Here is an 18,102-nt window from a genome sequence, read left to right on the forward strand (position 1 = left end):
TCGCGTGGAGAGCGGCGAGCTCACGGACACCGGCCAGATCCATCGCGTCTACAAGAGCGACTCCCCCTGATTCTCACCACCGCAATCTAAGACCCATGACAGGAAGCACCATGACCCCTCCCACCCACATCACCTCGGCCCCGGCCGACGCCTCCGTGCAACGCCACCTCCGCAGCGCGATCGACGTGGCCGTGCGCAACGCCTCCGAGGACGGCGGCCCGTTCGGCGCCGTCGTCGTGACCGAGGACGGGCGCGAGTTCACGGCGGTCAACCGCGTCACCGCGGACAACGATCCCACCGCCCACGCCGAGGTCTCCGCGATCCGCGCCGCGTGCGCAGCCCTGGGCACGTACGACCTCAGCGGCGCAGTGCTCTACTCGAGCTGCGAACCGTGCCCCATGTGCCTGTCGTCCTCGCTGTGGGCGCGCTTGGACGCCGTGTACTTCGCCGCGGACCGCCACGACGCCGCGGACGGCGGCTTCGACGACGCCGCGTTCTACGACTTCTTCACCGCCACCCGGGCCCAGCGGGACGAACTGCTGCCCGTGCACCACGTGGGCATCGACAACTGCACTGCACCCTTCGACACATGGGCGGCCAACACCTCCCGCACCGCGTACTGACCCGAATCCATCCACTGCACCACCGCTTTCGGAGCACAACACGTGCTCACCATGTACGGCGCGATCGTTGCTGCCCCCTCATCATCGGCCAGACCGCGGGGCTGGCACCCGAACGTATCGCGCGGATGATCTCGTCCGGGCGGCGCACGCTCTGGCGATAGCCGGTGTAGTACTCGTCCAGCAGCGGGACCCGGTGATCCAGGGCGCGCTCGTGATCCGCGGCGTGTTCCTCTCCGGTGACCTCCGTGACGACCGCCTGGCCGTCGAACGCCAGGCGGGCGGCAGACACGCGTTGAGGGAGGTCCACCGGATGCGGTCGGTGCCGTCCGGGCGGGCCACGAGCACGGCGCACGCCCCGCACTCGCCCTCCGCGCAGCCTTCCTTGGCCCTGGTCAGTCCGCGTTCCGCAGGAAGTCGAGCAGTCGGGTGTGGGGGCTGACGTCGTTGAACCCACATTGCCGACCGTGGATGGTCAATTGGATCTCGCTCATGGCACTGAAGTCCTCGTGACAAGCCACCGGTCACGACGTGGAGTGTGGATCCTCAGCTGTTCCGGGAGCTCCCTGGTGTCGCACCAGTGCATTTCTTGGTTGCTCGCCCGGTGGATAGTCCGATGCAGGACCCGCCGTAGGCTTCCCTCAAGGAAACCCAGATCACATGTCGGCGCAAGGCGCGGGGTCCGCCCTCAGTCCTTGTTGATGAGCTTTCCGATCCCGCTGGCGGCGCACAACACGAACACGGTGCCGGCCAGGATCAGCAGGAAGAAGGGGATGGCCGGGGACGACAGGGTGGCCTCCGGGAACCAGGAAGCGCTCACGTAGGACACCCAGGCACACAGAATCAAGACTGCGCCACTGACGGCGAGGATGATTTCTCCCTTGAATTTCTTCATGGTCCTATCCCTTGAAATAGGGTGCGCCGAATGCCCTGACCATCCAGTAGTAATAACTGGCGGTGCCGATGCAGCGTTTGTGTTCGATGCCCGCGCTCACGTAGGTGCGTGTGCAGGTGGCATTCATGGCATTGCGGAATTCGCTGTCGCATTGCGCGCGGGAGCGGCCAGCGTCACCCTCGGCCAAGTAGCACACGTCGTGCGCGTTGCAGTCGGCGTTGAACAGCGCGTTTTGGTAGCCATGGCCGGGCACGGGGTTCGAACAGCCGTTGACCTGGGCCGAGGCGCTCATGCTCACCACCCCGGGGAAACGGTGGGGTGTCGTGGTCTGGGTCGCGTAGTCGATGTCCGCGGCGACCTGCGTCTCGCTGATGCCCGCGGCGTTGGCTGCTCGCACGATCCGGGCGTATTCGGATGCGGATATCCCCATCGATTCCGCCGTTGTCGTGGTCACCGGTTGCGCACTCGTCGTGGACACCGGCTCCGACGCGAAGGAATTCGTCACGAACAGGGCGAGGAACAGCAGGGCAAGGAGCGTGATTCCCGCTGTCCTGCGGACCATCCCACCTACGGCATCCATGTCGATTCTTTCGCGTGGGCGATGATGTGGACCCCAGCCTAGGAACCCCATGGTCCACGGACAATGGCCATCCGGCCACTTTCCCGGGGTAGCGCGTGCGGTGCCCGCGAGGACCATACGATGAATCCATGAGCGAGCACGCCGGCGCAGCGCTGCCCGAGCACACCGACATCCTGATCATCGGGGCCGGCCTCAGCGGGATCGGGGCGGCCTGCAAACTCCGCCACGAACATCCCGGCAAGAGCATCACGGTGCTCGAGTCCCGCGGGAACTCCGGTGGCACGTGGGATCTCTTCCGCTACCCGGGGGTCCGCTCCGACTCGGACCTCTACACCTACGGCTACGACTTCCGCCCGTGGACCCGACAGAACCCCATCGCGAAGGGCTCCGCGATCCTGGACTACATCCGCGACACCGCTCGCGCCTCCGGGGTTGACAAGCTCATCCACTACCACCGGCGCGTCACCGCCGCGGATTGGTCCTCCGGGACCAGCCACTGGACCGTGACGGTCGAGCGCACCGCGCCACCCGAACCCCGCGCGGGGGTGGCTCCGAGCGACGTCGGCGGCGGCGCACCCGGGCACTCGGCTGATGGCCCGCAGCCTGACGACGCCGCACCGTCCAGTCGCCGCCCCCGTAATGACACCGTGTCGGGCAACGCCGAACGCCCCGCAACTTCCGATCGATCCGCCCACGCCGCGGTCGACGGCGCCGCGCGGCCCGAACCCATCGGCACCGGCGAGACCCAGCCGATCACCGCCACGTGGGTGTTCGTGGCCACCGGGTACTACGACTACGACCGTCCCCACATCCCGGACTTCGCGGGGGTCGAGGGGTTCAGGGGCCAGCTCGTGCATCCCCAGTTCTGGCCCGAGGACCTGGACGTCCGGGGCAAGAAGGTCGCCGTGATCGGCAGCGGGGCCACCGCGGTGACCCTGCTGCCCGAGCTCGTCACGCGGGGTGCCGAGACCACGATGGTGCAGCGGACGCCGTCGTACATCCTGCCCCTACCCTCCCCCGGCGTGGCCGAGAAGGTGCTGTTCATGGCGCTCGGCAGGGCACGGGCGGCGCGAGTGCTGCGCCCGCTCATGGCCGCGGGGCAGAGAGCACTGTGGGTGGCGAGCAAGGCCGCGCCGCGCGTGGTGCGGGCGGGAATCGCGGCCGTGAACCGCCGTCGCCTCCCTGCGGACGTCTCCGTCCGGGGGCACTTCACCCCGCCGTACGACCCGTGGGACCAACGGCTGTGCGTGGCGCCCAACGGGGATTTCTTCGCCGCGTTGCACGAACCCAACGCCCATATCGTGACCGCGGGCATCGACCGTTTCGACGCGGACGGCCTCGTCCTGACGGACGGGCGGCGGGTGGCGGCGGACGTCGTCGTGAGCGCCACGGGCTTCGACCTGCTCATGTTCGGCGGCGCGCGCTTGAGCGTGGACGGGCGACCCGTGAACCTCCCCGAGCGGATCGCCTACCGCGGCGCCATGCTGAGCGACGTGCCCAACCTGGCCTTCGCGATTGGGTACACGAACGGGTCGTGGACGCTGAAGATCGGACTCGTGGTGGACTGGCTGTCCCGGTTGATCGCGCACACGGATTCCGTGGGCGCGGCGTCCGTGCGCCCGGTCGCACCCGAGGGTCTGCGCACGCGCCCGTTGCTGGACTTCGACGCCGGCTACGTCCAACGCTCCCTCGACCAGCTGCCCCGCCAGGGGGGCACGGCGCCGTGGCGGATGGCCATGAACTACTTCGATGACCGGCGTCAGTTGTTGCGTAAGCCGGTCGTGGATCGATTCCTGCGGTTCGACGACGCCGCCGCTCCCGTTCCCGAGCAGCTGCCCGCCCTGCTCACGGGCCCCGGTGAGAGCGGTGAGGAACGCACGGTGCAGTTGGATGATGACCGCTTCATCTGCGTGCGCCTGGACGGGCCGTCCGACGGGGCGCCGCTCGTGTTGATCACCGGGCTCGCGTTCGACCTGGCCACGTGGCCCGTGTCCTTCGTCCATGCCCTCGCGGATCGCGGGTACCGGGTGATCCGCCTGGACAACCGGGACGTGGGCCGTTCCTTCCGGGTGACCTCCACGTCCCCTTCGGCCCGCCGGTTGCTGCGCGGGCCCCTGCCGGAGGGGCAGTACTCCGTGGAGGACATGTCCGAGGACGTCGCGGACACCCTGCGGGCGCTGGGGGTCGAGCGAGCGGATGTCATGGGGTTCTCACTCGGTGGGATGATCGCCCAGTCGTTGGCGGGCCACCACCCCGAGCTGGTGCGGCGACTCATTTCCCTGTGCTCCACCACGGGCGATCCGTCCGTGGGGACGGCCGCGACCTCCACCGCGGCGTTGCTCATGTTCCCCGGGGCGAAGACCCGGGACATGTACATCCGGGGGCGATTGGTCATGTCCCACCACCTGGCCGGTCCGGGGTTCCCCGTGGACGTGGCGTACGAACGTCAACTCGCCGCAACCCACTGGGACCGCAGCCTGGATCCGCGAGGTGAGGCTGAGGCGATGCGCCGTCAGATCGGGGCGATCCGCTCATCCGGGGACCGCACGGAGGTGCTGTCCCGGATCACCGCCCCCACGCTGGTGATCCACGGGGACAAGGACAAGATCGTGCGCCCGGACGGCGGCCCCGCCACGGCCGAGGTCATCCCCCATGCGCGCTTCGTCCGGATCCCCGGGATGGGCCACCAGGTGCACCCCATGGTGGTCCCGCGGTTGTTCGAACTGGTCATCGACCACCTGGGGGATCCGCGGGAGGGGTGAGCCTCTTCCGGCGGGGCTCCCGCGCCGAGGCGTAACTCTCAGGCACTCCGAGGCCATGGCGTAATTTCTGGTCGCGTGGAAGCCACTTCACTCCACCCCATGTGGCCTCCGCGTGCCCACAATTCGCCGCGTGGCCTCAGCGTGCCTCACAGTGTCCAGCGCTAAAGCCGTGTGGCCTCAGCGGGCCTGGGAAGTGGGCGCTGTCTCGGCCCGCTCGGCCCGCGAGGGGACGCGGCCACTGCGCAGCAGCACCACCGCGGCCACCGCTCCCACGGCGCCGGCCACCGTCAACGGCACCGTGAGCAGTGTGACGATCTCCCACAACGGCGGCACCACGGCACACACGAGTGCCACGACCACGGCGGCATTGGAGAACCGGATGGGGCGGGCGCCCCACGGTGCCGTGGATGAGGATTCGAGCCGCCGCAATACCGTGGCCACCACGAGCACCACCGCCCAACACAGGACGGTCAAAGGGATCCGCAGCCACCACCAGGCGGCGGAACCGGGGACGGGGTCGTAGCCCACGGCGAAGAACCACACCGCCATGACCGCCACCACCACGGGCAGGTGCCACAGGTAGATGGTCAACGCACGAGTGCCCACCACATACACCACCGCGCGGACCACCCGGGAGTGCATGGCCCGCCGCAGCAGCGGGGAGAACACCTCCAGCAGACACGCCTGAGCGAAGCCCAGCAGCACCATGCACACGGTGGGCGGATTGAGGTTGGTGAGCATGTCCGGGGCGTAGGACCCGGAGGCCACGCACACCCCGGACACGGTGTAGCATCCCGCGGCAAGCGCCACGAGCACCGGTCGACGCCGCGCCCCGAACCACCCGTCCGCCCGGAAGAAGCCGAACTGCTGGATGAGCGGCCACACGAACACCATGTTGAGCAGCCCCCACCACTGCCAGCCGGTGGTCAGGCGCAGCAGGTCCACGACCACCGCACACGAGAACAGGAACCAGCACCACACCCACCCCATGCGTTCGTGCAGGTCCACGAACAGCGGTGCCAATCCCTGGCAGACGAGGTAGGCCGCCAGGAACCACAACGCCATCCCCACACCGGACAGCGCGAACGTCACGAGTTCGATCCCGGCTCCCGCCACCACCGCGATCCCCGCACCGAGGGTGAGCACACACCACAGCACCGCCGCGGGTTGGATCAGCCGCAGCGTGCGTTCCCGCACGTACTCGCCCCGCGCCATTCCCCGGGCCCGACGACGCCGCCACGCCCCCGCCGTGGCCGTCCCACCCACCACGAAGAACAGGGGCATGATCTGCAGGAGCCACGTGGCCCACCAGTACCAGGGCTGCTGGGTCGGGACCAGGACAGAGCGGATCTCCCCGGTGGCGGGATCCGCCGTGAGGGTGACCATGAGGATGTGACTGCACACCACGGTGATCACGCACCCCACGCGGGCGACGTCCACGGCGGGGTCGCGTTCGAAGTCCCCCGCGGGGACGGAAACGGCAGTGGGCCGCCCGAGGGCGCGGACGTCGTCGTTCATGGCACACACTGTAGGGCGCGCGAACACGGAACCCCGGGCGGGCGCGCACATGTGGATCATCCGCGCCGCCGCGGCACCCGGATGGGACGCACCTGGCGCCTCACGAGACGCGCGCTCGTGGAGCGGACGCCGCACCCCGCAGCACGCACCCCGCACCACGTAGCAGGCGCCCCGCAGACCACATCCCGCAACCCGGGGGTGCGGAAAACCCCACCCCGACTCGGTGGCCAGCTCTGGCGCTGGATCCACGGGGGTGTCCGTAGCGTGGAGGCCATGAGCACCACAGCCTCGAATCCCACGCCACCGTGGGACGCCACAGAGCCCATCTCCTCGGACATCGAACGCACCCGGCCGATGCCCTCGGCCGGTTCCTCACCCGCAGACGCTGAGACCACCCGGACCCTGCCGCCTCCCGGGCACCCGGAACCCCCGCGGGCCGCCTCCGTGGCACGCCCGGCACCGGAAGGGCCGCACATCGCTCCCCGCGAGTGGCGGACCTTCTCCCTCAAGACCCTGTTCTTCGGGACCCTGGACCTCGTGGTGGACTCGGTGCTCAACACCGTGCTGCTCGTCGTGATCCTCACGTTCCTCGCGGTGGGAGCCGCAACCGTTCCGGCGCTGGGCCTGGGCGTGTTGATCCTCGCCGCGACCGTGTACGTGATGATGGGGGCGGTGTGGCTGGAACGCAGGCGTTCGGCTTCGTCGTTCGGCCTGGACATCCGGGACCCCCAGCGCCGCCGCAGCCCGCATACCGACTGGGTGCGGGTCCCGCACCAGTGGTGGCTGGACGCGAGCGACGGGTCCCTGTGGCTCGGCATGCTCCACGTGGCGCTCACGTGCGCGCTGGGCTGGCTCATGCTGTTGCCCTTCGTGGTGGGTAGCGCGGCCCTCGTGCTGACCTTCGCGCCGTGGTTCGCCCCCGAATCCTCGGTGCTGTGGCCCGCACTGCAGAGCACCCCGCGCTGGACGCTCCCGATGCTGGGTGTCGCGGGCGTGCTGCTGAGCATCACGCTCGCGGTGCTGCTCACCTTGGCTCACCGCGGTCTGTCCGCTGGGCTGTTGCGGCTGAGCGAGGCCGCGCGACTGCGCCGTGAAGCGGACGAGCTGCAGCGCCTCGCCGAGTACGAGACCGCCGCCAAGGAGTCCGCGGTACGCGGTGCGGAGACCGAGCGCTCGCGCATCGAACGCGATCTGCACGACGGCGTCCAGCCCCAGTTGGTCTCGGTCGCCATGAACCTCTCGATGGCCGGTTCACGCATCGACACGGATCCCGCCGCGGCCAAGGAGCTCGTGGCGGAGGCGCACGGCACCACCAAGGCCGCGATCACCGAGCTGCGCCGGCTCGCCCGCGGGTTCCACCCCGCCGTGCTGGAGGATCGGGGGCTCGACGCCGCTCTGTCCGCCGTCGCCGCCCAGGCACCCTTCCCCGTGGACGTCTCCGTGAACGTCCCCCGGTTGCAGCCGCGCACGGAGGCGGCCATCTACTTCGCGGTCTCCGAGAGCCTCAGCAACGCGATCAAGTACTCGGGGGCGCGCTCTGCGGACGTCGCAGTGTCCATCCAGGACGGCGCCGCACCGGGCACGAACATCGTGGTCGCCGGTGTGCGCGACTTCGGCCGCGGCGGCGCCCGTGTGGTCCCCGGGGGCGGGCTCTCCGGGATCCAGGACCGGATCCGCTCGGCCGGGGGCAGGTTCTTCGTGAACTCGCCCGCAGGCGGGCCCACCGAGGTCATCGTGGAGCTGCCCCTCACGGGTGTCCCTCCGACGACGACGCACAGCGCCCCGCGCGCGTCCGGCACCGCATACCCCCCTCACCCCGGCCACGCCGACGGGGTCCACACCGCGCCCGGAACCGGTCCTACCGCGCACGGTGCGGCGGGGGCGGGAACGGGCGGAGCGGCGTCGTCGTCCGCCGGGCAGCACGGACGGGGGAACTGAGATGCGCATCGTGATCGCCGAGGACGCCGTGCTGCTGCGCGCCGGACTGGTCCGCCTGCTCACGGACGCGGGGCACGAGATCGTGGCCGAGACGGATACCGCCGAGGGACTCGTGCGGGCCGTGGAGGAACACCGGCCGGACTTCGCGCTCGTGGACGTGCGACTGCCACCCACCTTCACCGACGAGGGGATCCGCGCCGCGGTGCTCATCCGCTCGAGCCACCCCGGCGTGGCCGTGCTGGTGCTGTCCCAGTACGTGGAGGAGCGCTACGCGTCCGAGCTCATCGCGTCCCGCCGGGAGGGGCTGGGCTACCTGCTCAAGGACCGCGTGGCGGACGTGGACCAGTTCCTGGAATCCGTGCAGACCGTGGGCTCGGGCGGGACCGTGCTGGACCCGGAGGTGCTCACCCAGATCCTGGTGCGCTCGCGGCGCCGGGAGGACATGGAACTGCTGTCACCGCGCGAACGTGAGGTCCTGTCGCTCATGGCGCAGGGGCTGTCCAACGCATCCATTGCCACGAACCTCTACCTCACCGAATCGGCCGTGGAGAAACACATCGGCTCGATCTTCGCCAAGTTGGGCGTCACCTCCGAGACCGGCAACCGCAGGGTTCTGGCCGTTCTCAAGTACCTGGGCTACTCGGACCACTCTCTTTAGGACATCTCATGAGCAATCAGAATCCCTCGCATCCCACGCCCGATCCTCACAACGCAGCCGACCCCCGGGACCTGCCTGATCCTCGGAACGACCGTCCCGTGGGGCGCGGTGAGCGCCGCGCCTGGAACACCGCGACCGCCGTGGTGGGCGGTGTGGGTGCCCTCGCCCTGCTGCTCGGCGGGGCCGGAACCGCCACCGCGGTGGCCATGACACAGGAGCGGGACGGTTCGTGGACGGCGTCGTCGGACGTGGAACGGATCCGGATCGACGCCCCCTCGGGCATGGTCAGCGTGAACACGAGCCCGGCCGCTGATCGTGTCCAAGTGCAGTGGCACGAATCCGGATGGTCCTTGTCCGAGCGCGGCGTCATCCCGTCCGTTCGCGACGGCGTGCTGCAGCTGGATGTGCCCGGCCGGCCCTCTCAATGGGGTTCCGGCGTGCAGAGCGTCAGTATCACCGTTCCTCAGGACGGCCCGCGCACCTCGCTCGACCTCAAGAGCGGCACGGGAGCGGTGCACGTGAACGGCACGTACCGGGACGTGCGGACGAGGACCGATCTGGGGTCCATCAGCGCCACAGACGTGGAGGCCGCTGTGTTCGACGCCCACGCCACCACGGGTCAGGTGCTCCTGGACGGGGTCAGCGTGAAGAACCGGTTGGACGCGCATACCAACCAGGGCGGGGCGCTCGTGAACGTGCGGGGCACGGCTCCTCAGCGCACCTCGGTCACCGCGACCAGCGGGGTCTATGGGATCTCGATGCCCGCCGCCGACTACTGGTACCCGCAGGACAGCCAGCGCGACGTCGCGGACCCGCGGCACCCCGTGACCACGACGCCGGGGTCCAACGATCGGCCGGGTGGGGCTCGTTCCTCGGGTGCGCCCACCTCTCGGGACTCTACGGGCGACGACGCCGCGCGGCCGTCCGAGGTCAGCGCGGACACGGTGTGCGCCGCAGCCCCCGAGGGCCGGCCGTGCTTGTTCGTGTCGGGTACGCCGGTGGGCGTCAATGACTACTCCTACATGCGGGAGTGGAGCCAGGGGTGGGACGAAGTGGCCCGCGAGTACGGGGAGGCGCCTCGGTCTTCCGAGCGGGCTGCGGAGTCGAAACAGCCCATTGACCGTGCAACGGATGCGGCCACGGCATCCGCCACACCGTCCCCCGCCGACGGGAACTGAGACTCCCACTCCCGGGCGTACGGGTCCGGGAGTGGGCACCCCGCGTCACCGCTGACCAGGTGGGCGCGGGGTTTTTCATGGGCGTTTCCACGCGCCGGCGCGGTAGTGGTTGGTTACGTCCTACTGGGTGAAGGCGGCCACCCAGGCTGCCGAGCTGCACGAGGCTCTGGCCAAGGCACAGGACGATCATCTGCCCTAGGTGACGCTTGAGGGGGGGCACGTTGATTCCCACCGATCGGGTCGCCAAACGGACGGAGGCCGGTAATCACGCCTGGTACTCGGGCAAGCACAAGAGATTCGGCGATAATGTCCAAGTCATCGCCGACCCCAACGGCTTCCCGCTGTGGACCTCCCCAGTAGAACCCGGCTCCGCCCACGACATCACCGCAGCCCGGGCCCACTGCTGGGGCGCCCCGTACCCGATCGCCGCCAAGGGTTAGCCGACTTTAGCCGACAAGGGTTACCAAGGGGCTGGGATCGGGGTGCACACCCCCTTCAAAGGCTCCCGCCTCGGGTCCGATAACCGGCCATATGTAAAGCGGGAGGTCGCAGCGAGATCTGGAGGTCCTCTGCACTCCGCGGGCATTGGCCCCGGCATCCATGAGAGGAGTGCCGGGGCCGGGGTGGGTCAGAGGCCGGTGAAAGCGGTGAAGAAGCGGAAGAACACCGAGGCGGCCACCGCCACGTAGGTGATGGCCACCAGCGTCCAGGCCCACTCGGCGGCGAAGCGCACCAAACCCACGGGGGCGGGGATGACGCCGTGGACCAGGTTGCGCACGGTGAGCAGGATGGTCAGCGGGATCATCGCCGCCCACACGATCATGCAGTACAGGCACAGGATGTAGATGGAGAACAGCGCCTGGGACCACAACCAGATCGCGAACACCGCCCCGGCAGTGACCCCGGCCTGCAGGCCTACCCAGTACCAGCGCCCGAACCTCGCCCCGGACAGCAGCGCCATGGCGGTGGTGATGACCACGGCGAAGCCCACGATGCCGATCAGCGGGTTGGGGAAGCCGAACAGCTCCGACTGCCAGGTGCCCATCACCTGCCCGCAGGACACCCACGGGTTGATGTCACAGCTGGTGACGTGGTTGGGGTCGCGGTAGAGCTGAAGGCGTTCGAGCACCAGGATCGCCGAGGCGACCCACCCGATCACCCCGGCCACCAGCAGGATCAGGGCGAAGGGGCGGTGCCGGGCAAAGGCGGGGAGATCCGCCTCGGTCTCCGAGGGGGTGGGCTGGTGAGTTTCGGTCTGAGTCATGGTGCCGTTTCTGATGCAGGCGCCGCTACGGCGCAGGAAGGATGTCGAGGGCCGAGATGGCCGCCACGTTTTAGAGGGTTGTGCTCGGTTTGGAGGACGGGGAGGGTTGGTGGGGAGCCACTTGTCGCAACCCCCGCCAGCCGATCCACGCGGCGATCAGCAGAAGTGCCCCGCCGAGGTAGAAGACGGCACGGATGCCGAACAGGTCCGCGGCGATGCCTCCGAGCAGCAGGGAGATGAGTCGTCCGGACTGCCAGAGCATGTCGAAGGTGGCGAAGATGCGCCCGCGCAGCTTTTCGGGCACTTCGGCCTGGAGCAAGGAGTTGAAGGTGACGGCCCCGGTCGAGGTTCCCAGCCCGTAGACGAGGAGGGTGGCCATGGCCGAGGCCAGCCCGGTGATGCTCGCCAGAACGGCATCGACCAGTCCGCGGAGCACGAACGGGCCCAGGACGTAGCCGGGGCGGCGGGGGTTGTCGGTGATCTTGGACAGGATCAACGGGCCGACGGCCGCGCCGACGCCGATCGCTCCCAGGAGCAGGCCATAGTCGCTGTCTTTGAGGCCCAGGTGGTCTTTTGCCAGCACGACCAGTAGCGCCCCGGTGGCCCCGGCGGAGAGGGCGGCCAGGAACTGGGTGATGGCCAGGGCGCGCAGCAGACGGTGGGAGCCGAGCTCGGAGAGCCCTTCACGAGCATCCCGGTACCACGAGGAACGCTCCGTGCGGGCCGGGTGAGCGGGAACCTGCAGCCTCAGCAGGGCCGCAGCCGAGACGAGGTAGCTGGCGGCGTTGATCCAGAACGCCCAGTCATAGCCGAAGGCGGCGACCACGATCCCGGCCAGGGGGGCCAGCACGATCTGGGAGAGCACGGCGGCGGTCCACAGCCCGCTGTTGGCGGCCACCAGCTCTCGCTCTTTGACCAGTGCCGGCAGCACCGATTGCGCCGCGGGGTTGAAGAAGACGGCTCCGGCCGACAGTCCGATGGCGATGAGATAGACGGGGACGACGTGGCTGTCCACGAAGGGCAGGGCGAAGGCCAGACCGGCGCGGAGCAGATCGGCGGCGATCATCACCTGGACCCGCGGCAATCGGTCCACCAGGGACCCGGCCAGGGGCGCCAGCAGCAGGACGGGGAGGATCTCGGCGATCACGACCCCGGAGACCCCCAGTCCCGAGCCGGTCAGGGAGTAGACCAGCAGGACCAGGGCCACCGTGTTGAAGGCGTCCCCCCATTGGGAGATGGTGCGGGCGGTCCACAGCATCCGGTACGGGCGCTGTGTGAGCAGGGCGGGGACGGAGGTCCGTGGGGCCATGTCTCCTCTTCGTCGAAGCATCTATCGGATCGGGGGGCAGTGCCTCACGTCGCGGGCTGTTGCTGTCGGTAGCGCACTTCCGGGACGCCACAGGTGGGGGTTCCCGGCGACCGGGCTTTAATTCTGTGCTGACGGTTGGGCGCGGGTGAGCGCCTCTTCCAGGTCCGCGTCGTGGATCAGGCCGTCGAGGCGATCGATTTCGCGGCCCTGCCGCAGCAGGAGGATCGTGGGGATGGACTGGACGCCGAACCTCTCAGCGGTGGGCAGATCCACGTCGATGTCGATGCGGTAGCCGGTGAAGGCATCGGGGTGGCGTTGCACGAAGCGGTTCAGGCGCGGTTCCAGTGCCCGGCAGGGGGCGCAGGAGCCTTGCCAGAAGTCCAGCAACACCAGTCCAGGGCGGGCCAGGGCCGCCTCGAGCTGGTGGTGGCGCAGGATCGGGAACTCGCTCATGGGATTTCCTTCCCGGACGGTCGCTCCTGACCACTCAGTGCTCCCGCCGGTGGCGGCACCGCGCGGTCAGAGGCGCCTAGTCCTCGTGGTGGGTGCGTCCGACGCTGCCGATGGCTTCGAACAGCAGTGACGGACGCCCGCCGAGGCTGTTGATGAAGATGGTGGTCACGGACAGGGCCATGGCCACCATCGCCCACACCGGGTAGACCAGCCCGGTGGTGGCCGCGGGGATGCCGATGCCGTTGAACACGAAGGCCAGGGCGACGTTCTGCCGGGTGCGTCGGTAGCTGGAGCGGCTGGTGTCGCGGGCCTCGAGGATGGCGGTGAGGTCGTCGCGGACGATGACCACATCGGCCGATTCCACGGCGATGTCGGTGCCCCCGCCCATGGCGATGCCGACGTCGGCCTGCATTAGGGCCGGGGCGTCGTTGATCCCGTCCCCGACCATGGCCACCCGGGTGCCTCCGGTCTGGAGCTGGCGCACCAGCGCCGCCTTGTCCTCGGGCAGGATCCCGGCCCGCACCTCCTCGATGCCGACCTCGGCGGCCACATGGGCGGCGGCCCGGTGGTTGTCACCGGTGGCCAGCACGGGACGGATCCCGGCCTGGCGCAGGGCTGCGACCGCTTCGATGGCCTCGGGGCGGATCTCGTCACCCAGGGCGATCACCCCGGACAGCTGCTGGTCGACGGCCACGGCGACCACGGTGCGCCCGATCCCTTCCAGGGCCTCGATGGACCCGGCCAGCCGGTCGAGGCCGATCCCGCGCTGGCGCAGGAACTCGGGTCGGCCCACCAGCACCTCGTGGCCTTCGACGTGGGCGGTGACGCCGAACCCGGTCACGGTGCGGAAATCCTGGGCCGCGGGGATGGTGAGGTGGCGTTGCTCGGCGGCGGTCACCACCGCCCGGGCCAGGGGGTGCTCGGAGGGGTGCTCGGCGGCGGCGGCCAGAGCCAGCAGCCGCGCGGGGTCGTCGACCGCTTCGATCTCGTGGACGGCCGGGCGTCCTTGGGTGAGGGTGCCGGTCTTGTCCAGCACGATGGTGCGGACCTGCCCGAAGGTCTGGAACGCCTCCCCGGTGCGCATGATGATCCCACGGTCGGCGGCCTCCCCGGCCGCACGCACGATCGCCAGCGGGGCGGCGATTCCCACCGCGCAGGGGTAGCCCATCACCAGCACCCCGATGCCGGCGAACACGGCCCGGCGTACCTCCGGCTCCCCGGTCACGGCCCAGGAGCCGGCCAGCCACCCGGTCAGGGCGGTGGCGGCGACGATGAGCACGGTGGGGGTGTAGACGCGCAGGACCTTGTCGACCAGGTGCAGGATCCCGGGTTTCAGGGCCCTAGCGTCCTCGACGTGGCGCACCACCTGGGCCAGGAAGCTCTCGGCCCCGGTGCGGGTGACCTCCACCAGCAGGGATCCGGCGCCGTTGATGGACCCGCCGATCACCTCGTCGCCGGTGGTGCGTTCAGTGGGCACCGGTTCCCCGGTGACCAGGGACAGGTCCACCGTGGAGTGGCCCTCCAGGACCCGCCCGTCCACGGGCACCCGCTCCCCCGGGCGGATGCGCACCCGGTCCCCGGTGGCCACCTGCTCCAGCGGGATCTCCTCTTCCCGGCCGTTGCGGATGACCCGGGCGGTGTCCGGTTGCAGCTCCAGCAGTTTGCGCACCGCCTGGCTGGAACGGGTCTTCACCAGCAGGGACAGCCACTCGGAGAAGATGTGGTAGTTGGCCACCAGCACGGTCACGGCGAAGAACGGGGCGGTCGGGTAGTCCTCGAAGACCCCGGTCAACCCGATGATCCCACCGGCGATGCCGGCGAAGGCCCCGATCTCCAGCAGCACGTGCTGGTTGAGGATTCTCCGGCGGGCCGCCTGGACGGCCATGCGCAGAATGTGCGGGGCCACCCCGAAGACCACCGCCACCGCCAGGACCCCGGTGGCCCACCCGGCGGCGGTGCCGGAGATGAGCCCGGCCTCCCGCCCGGCCCACGCCAACGCACCCGGGGTGATGAGGGCCAGGGCCCCCAGTCCCGCCCGGATCTTCCCGGCCGGCAGCAGGATCGCGTAGGCGACCGGAACCATCAGCGCCACCACGGAGGCCGGGACCAGCACGGACCAGATCCCGGAGACCTCCAGGATCAGCGCGATGGCAGTGAGGCTGGCGGCCACCGCGGCGAGCAGGCGCTGACCCTCCCGGATCAGATCGGCTTCCTCCTCCTCGAACGGGCGCAGCTTACGCGGGTCGTAGAGGTCGTAGCCGATATCGCGCAGTGTGCCCAGGATCTGCTGCGGGACGATCACCGCCGGGTCGTAGTCGATCAACGCCTGCTCGTGGGTCAGGCTCACGGCGACCTGCTCGACCCCGGCCATCCGGCCCAGGGCCTTTTCGATCGTGCCGGTGCACAAGGAGCAGTGCAGCCCGGCGATGCGGGCCCGGATCCGGGCGTGGCCTTCCAGGTGGCTGGGTTCTTCGGCCCACAGCTGGGTGTCCTGGGCAGCGGTCTGGGTGACCATCAGGACGAGGGGGTGGTGCCGGCCACGGTGTAACCGGCCGTTTCCACCCGCTCGGCCACCGCCTGCTGGGTGGTCACCGCCGGATCGAAGCGCACCACGACTTCACCGCTGCGGTAATCGGCGGTTGCCTCGCTGACGCCCTCCAGGCGCCGCAGGGCCGTGCCCAGCCGCTGCTCGCAGTTGGCGCAGTCCATGCCTTCGACCTGCAATGTCACCGTCGTGGCCATGATGCTCACCTTCACCTTGCGTTGGGACGAATCGGTTCGGGCCGCCCCTGCCCTTTCGCAGGGAACGGGCCGTGCCCTCACGCTAAACCTTCCACTCGACTGGAAAGTCAAGGGGTGTCGGACGTCAGGCCCGCGGAAGGGGTTGACCTTCTCGCGGCGGGAAGGTCAAGGCTGAAGAGGTCCGACTCCACACCAGTGAAAGGTCCATGCCATGCCCATGATCGAGGATCAGATCAAGCAGGTCATCGCCGCCCTCAGCGACTGTCTGGCGTTGTGCAGCGCCTGCGCTCAGGGGTGCGCCGAGCAAGGGGACAAGGACCTGGCCCGGTGCATCTCGCTGTGCTCGGACTGCGCCCAGTTGTGCGCCGCCTGCATCCCGTTGCTGGCCCGCGGCAGCGAACTGGCGCCGGAACTGTGCCGGGTGTGCGCCGAGGCCTGTGACCGGTGCGCCGCAGAGTGCGACCGCACCGGCATGAGCGAATGCGCCCAGGCTTGCCGGGCGGCCGCCGAGGCCTGCCGTCAGGTGGTCTCGGCCTGAACCATTGCCTCGGAGGCCGATCCGGTTGTGTGCCGGTCGTGCTCGATCAGCTGGCACGTGCACCCCTCCTGGGGTGCGGGAAGCTGGTCGGCCTCCGAGACGATCTGCACCAGGTGCTCGCGCAACACCTGAAGCTCATGGATGCGTTGCCCGATCCCTTCCAGCTGGGATTCCAGGACGCCGCGCACATAGCCGCACGGGGCCTCGTTGCGCTCACGGATGGCCAGGATCTGCCGGATCTCCTCCAGGCTCACCCCCAGCCGCTGGGCGCTGCGGATGAACGTGAGGCGGTCGACGAAGGACTGCTCATAGTCCCGGTACCCCGAGGTGGTCCGGGCCGGTTCGGGCAACACCCCGATGGACTCGTAGTAGCGGATCGTCTTGGTGGAGACGCCGGACAGCTGAGCCAGTTCGCCGATCTTCATGGGTCCTCCTACGGAAAATGTTACAGCTGGCGGGAAGGTTCAGATCCTTCCCCCGGGGCGCCAGCGAAGGCTGTGGAACGCAGCCCTGGATTCCCGTGTCCCGCTGGAGCCGGTGGCACCGGATTCACCGGTGCGGGGTGAACCGTCGCGTCGGAGGAGCCGGGGAGGGCCCGTGCTCGGTGGTGCGATGCCCGCGCATCGAGGTCGCACACGCCACCCCGGCGACCGCGCCTTCGGCGATGGCCACCGAGACCAGTTGCATCCCAGGGGTGATGTCCCCGGCGGCGTAGACGCCGTCGACACTGGTGAGCTGAAAGCCATCCACAGCGATCTGCCCGTGGTCATCAAGCTCGCACCCCAGCTGGGCAGCGAGGCCGTTGGTGGGGTGGTGGGCGTAGGAGAAGAACACCTTCTGCACCTCCACCACGGTCCCGTCCTCCAAGCACAGCCCATCCAGGGCCCCCGGGGCCCCGACCAGAGCCTGGGCCACCCCGTCCACGACGCCGATCCCGTGCTCGGCCAGCGTGGCGCGCTGGGCCTCGTCAAAGGCCCGGTCGGTGGTGTCGGTGACGATGCACACGGCCCCGGCCCACTCCAGCAATTCGGCGGCGTAGGCGGGCACGTGCTCCCCGGATCCCAGGACGATCACGGTGGCTCCGCGGGCGGTGTACCCGTCGCAGGCCGGGCAGTGATGCACATCGGTCCCGTAGTGCGCATCGATCCCGGAGATCTGCGGCACCTCGTCGCGGACCCCGGTGGCCAGCACCACCCGTCCGACGGTGACCTGGGCGCCGTCGATCGTGGCCAAAAACCGGCCCTCGCCGGTGCGTTCCAGGGTGCTGACCCTGGCCTCGTGGACGCTCACCTGTGGGTACTGGACCAGGTCGGCGCGGGCCTGGGCCAGCAGTGCACTGGGGCTGATCGGGTCCCGGCCCAGCAGGCCGTGCACCTGGTCCGTGAACCGGTTGCGGTACTGGCCGGCATCCACCACCAAGGTGCGGCGCTGATACCGACCCAGCCAGGTGGCAGCCGACAGTCCGGCGGCGCCGCCACCGATGATCAGGGCATCAACGTCAGCAGGAAGAGAAGTGCTCATCGGTCCTCTACGGGTCGTGGGGCAACCCGTCGATTCTCAACGTTCCAGCAGAAGGAAGGTCAACCAGTCACCACGACCACCCCCAAGGCCATGTACACCAGCTTGTGGCCTGTCCGCTTCGGGATG

Annotated in this window: 16 protein-coding genes and 2 pseudogenes; 7 read left to right on the top strand and 11 right to left on the bottom strand. The window is 69.5% G+C overall.

Features of this window, described 5'->3' with window-relative positions; genetic code table 11:
- Positions 1 to 110 precede the first annotated feature (110 nt).
- Complete coding sequence (locus RF650_RS07820; RefSeq protein WP_368814579.1) at positions 111 to 623, top strand: nucleoside deaminase; 513 nt, start codon at positions 111 to 113, stop codon at positions 621 to 623.
- 244 nt (positions 624 to 867) lie between these two features.
- Here RF650_RS07820 and RF650_RS07825 read toward each other — a convergent pair.
- From RF650_RS07825 to RF650_RS07835, 3 genes and pseudogenes are all read right to left on the bottom strand, one after another.
- Positions 868 to 1,114, bottom strand: a pseudogene (locus RF650_RS07825) (2Fe-2S iron-sulfur cluster-binding protein); the annotation flags it as partial.
- A gap of 194 nt (positions 1,115 to 1,308) precedes the next feature.
- Positions 1,309 to 1,515 (bottom strand): hypothetical protein, encoded by a 207-nt coding sequence (locus tag RF650_RS07830; protein WP_035964387.1) that lies wholly within the window; start codon positions 1,513 to 1,515, stop codon positions 1,309 to 1,311.
- A gap of 4 nt (positions 1,516 to 1,519) precedes the next feature.
- Complete coding sequence (locus RF650_RS07835; protein ID WP_368814580.1) at positions 1,520 to 2,077, bottom strand: hypothetical protein; 558 nt, start codon at positions 2,075 to 2,077, stop codon at positions 1,520 to 1,522.
- 146 nt (positions 2,078 to 2,223) lie between these two features.
- Here RF650_RS07835 and RF650_RS07840 point away from each other — a divergent pair, with 146 nt between their 5' ends.
- Positions 2,224 to 4,857 (top strand): alpha/beta fold hydrolase, encoded by a 2,634-nt coding sequence (locus RF650_RS07840; protein WP_368814581.1) that lies wholly within the window; start codon positions 2,224 to 2,226, stop codon positions 4,855 to 4,857.
- Between the two features lie 177 nt (positions 4,858 to 5,034).
- Here the strand turns inward: RF650_RS07840 and RF650_RS07845 are convergent, their stop codons facing one another.
- Positions 5,035 to 6,375, bottom strand: coding sequence for an acyltransferase (locus RF650_RS07845; protein WP_368814582.1), 1,341 nt, complete (start codon positions 6,373 to 6,375; stop codon positions 5,035 to 5,037).
- Between the two features lie 273 nt (positions 6,376 to 6,648).
- Between RF650_RS07845 and RF650_RS07850 the strand changes: the two genes are divergently transcribed.
- From RF650_RS07850 to RF650_RS07865, 4 genes and pseudogenes are all read left to right on the top strand, one after another.
- Entirely contained in the window at positions 6,649 to 8,313 is a 1,665-nt protein-coding gene (locus RF650_RS07850; protein ID WP_368814583.1) for a sensor histidine kinase, read from the top strand.
- A 1-nt stretch (position 8,314) separates the two neighbouring features.
- Positions 8,315 to 8,971 (top strand): response regulator transcription factor, encoded by a 657-nt coding sequence (locus RF650_RS07855; protein ID WP_035964377.1) that lies wholly within the window; start codon positions 8,315 to 8,317, stop codon positions 8,969 to 8,971.
- An 8-nt stretch (positions 8,972 to 8,979) separates the two neighbouring features.
- Positions 8,980 to 10,149, top strand: a complete 1,170-nt coding sequence (locus tag RF650_RS07860) for a DUF4097 family beta strand repeat-containing protein (protein ID WP_368814584.1) — start codon at positions 8,980 to 8,982, stop codon at positions 10,147 to 10,149.
- Positions 10,150 to 10,364: 215 nt separating this feature from the next.
- Positions 10,365 to 10,550, top strand: a pseudogene (locus tag RF650_RS07865) (transposase family protein); the annotation flags it as partial.
- Positions 10,551 to 10,777: 227 nt separating this feature from the next.
- On the opposite strand, the gene RF650_RS07870 reads toward RF650_RS07865, so the two are convergent.
- From RF650_RS07870 to RF650_RS07890, 5 genes are all read right to left on the bottom strand, one after another.
- Positions 10,778 to 11,413 carry a vitamin K epoxide reductase family protein gene (locus RF650_RS07870; protein ID WP_131333701.1) on the bottom strand — a complete coding sequence of 212 codons (636 nt, stop codon included), beginning with the start codon at positions 11,411 to 11,413 and terminating at the stop codon, positions 10,778 to 10,780.
- A 70-nt stretch (positions 11,414 to 11,483) separates the two neighbouring features.
- Positions 11,484 to 12,722, bottom strand: a complete 1,239-nt coding sequence (locus RF650_RS07875) for an MFS transporter (RefSeq protein WP_207387852.1) — start codon at positions 12,720 to 12,722, stop codon at positions 11,484 to 11,486.
- A gap of 117 nt (positions 12,723 to 12,839) precedes the next feature.
- Entirely contained in the window at positions 12,840 to 13,175 is a 336-nt protein-coding gene (locus RF650_RS07880) for a co-chaperone YbbN (protein ID WP_145007141.1), read from the bottom strand.
- 76 nt (positions 13,176 to 13,251) lie between these two features.
- Positions 13,252 to 15,690, bottom strand: a complete 2,439-nt coding sequence (locus RF650_RS07885; RefSeq protein ID WP_368814585.1) for a heavy metal translocating P-type ATPase — start codon at positions 15,688 to 15,690, stop codon at positions 13,252 to 13,254.
- Positions 15,690 to 15,917: a heavy-metal-associated domain-containing protein gene (locus tag RF650_RS07890; protein ID WP_368814680.1), complete on the bottom strand. Its 228-nt coding sequence runs from the start codon at positions 15,915 to 15,917 to the stop codon at positions 15,690 to 15,692. The genes RF650_RS07885 and RF650_RS07890 overlap by 1 nt, the downstream gene beginning before the upstream one ends.
- 211 nt (positions 15,918 to 16,128) lie before the next feature.
- On the opposite strand from RF650_RS07890, the gene RF650_RS07895 reads away from it, so the two are divergent.
- Positions 16,129 to 16,455 carry a hypothetical protein gene (locus RF650_RS07895; RefSeq protein ID WP_207387853.1) on the top strand — a complete coding sequence of 109 codons (327 nt, stop codon included), beginning with the start codon at positions 16,129 to 16,131 and terminating at the stop codon, positions 16,453 to 16,455.
- Here RF650_RS07895 and RF650_RS07900 read toward each other — a convergent pair.
- Both RF650_RS07900 and RF650_RS07905 read right to left on the bottom strand, forming a co-directional pair.
- Entirely contained in the window at positions 16,437 to 16,880 is a 444-nt protein-coding gene (locus RF650_RS07900; RefSeq protein ID WP_131333706.1) for a heavy metal-responsive transcriptional regulator, read from the bottom strand. The two genes, RF650_RS07895 and RF650_RS07900, sit on opposite strands and share 19 nt — an antisense overlap.
- Before the next feature lie 124 nt (positions 16,881 to 17,004).
- Positions 17,005 to 17,976, bottom strand: a complete 972-nt coding sequence (locus RF650_RS07905) for an NAD(P)/FAD-dependent oxidoreductase (RefSeq protein WP_368814586.1) — start codon at positions 17,974 to 17,976, stop codon at positions 17,005 to 17,007.
- Positions 17,977 to 18,102: the final 126 nt, after the last annotated feature.

It is taken from the genome of Kocuria sp. CPCC 205297 (assembly GCF_040981035.1).
Classification (GTDB): Bacteria; Actinomycetota; Actinomycetes; order Actinomycetales; family Micrococcaceae; genus Kocuria; species Kocuria marina.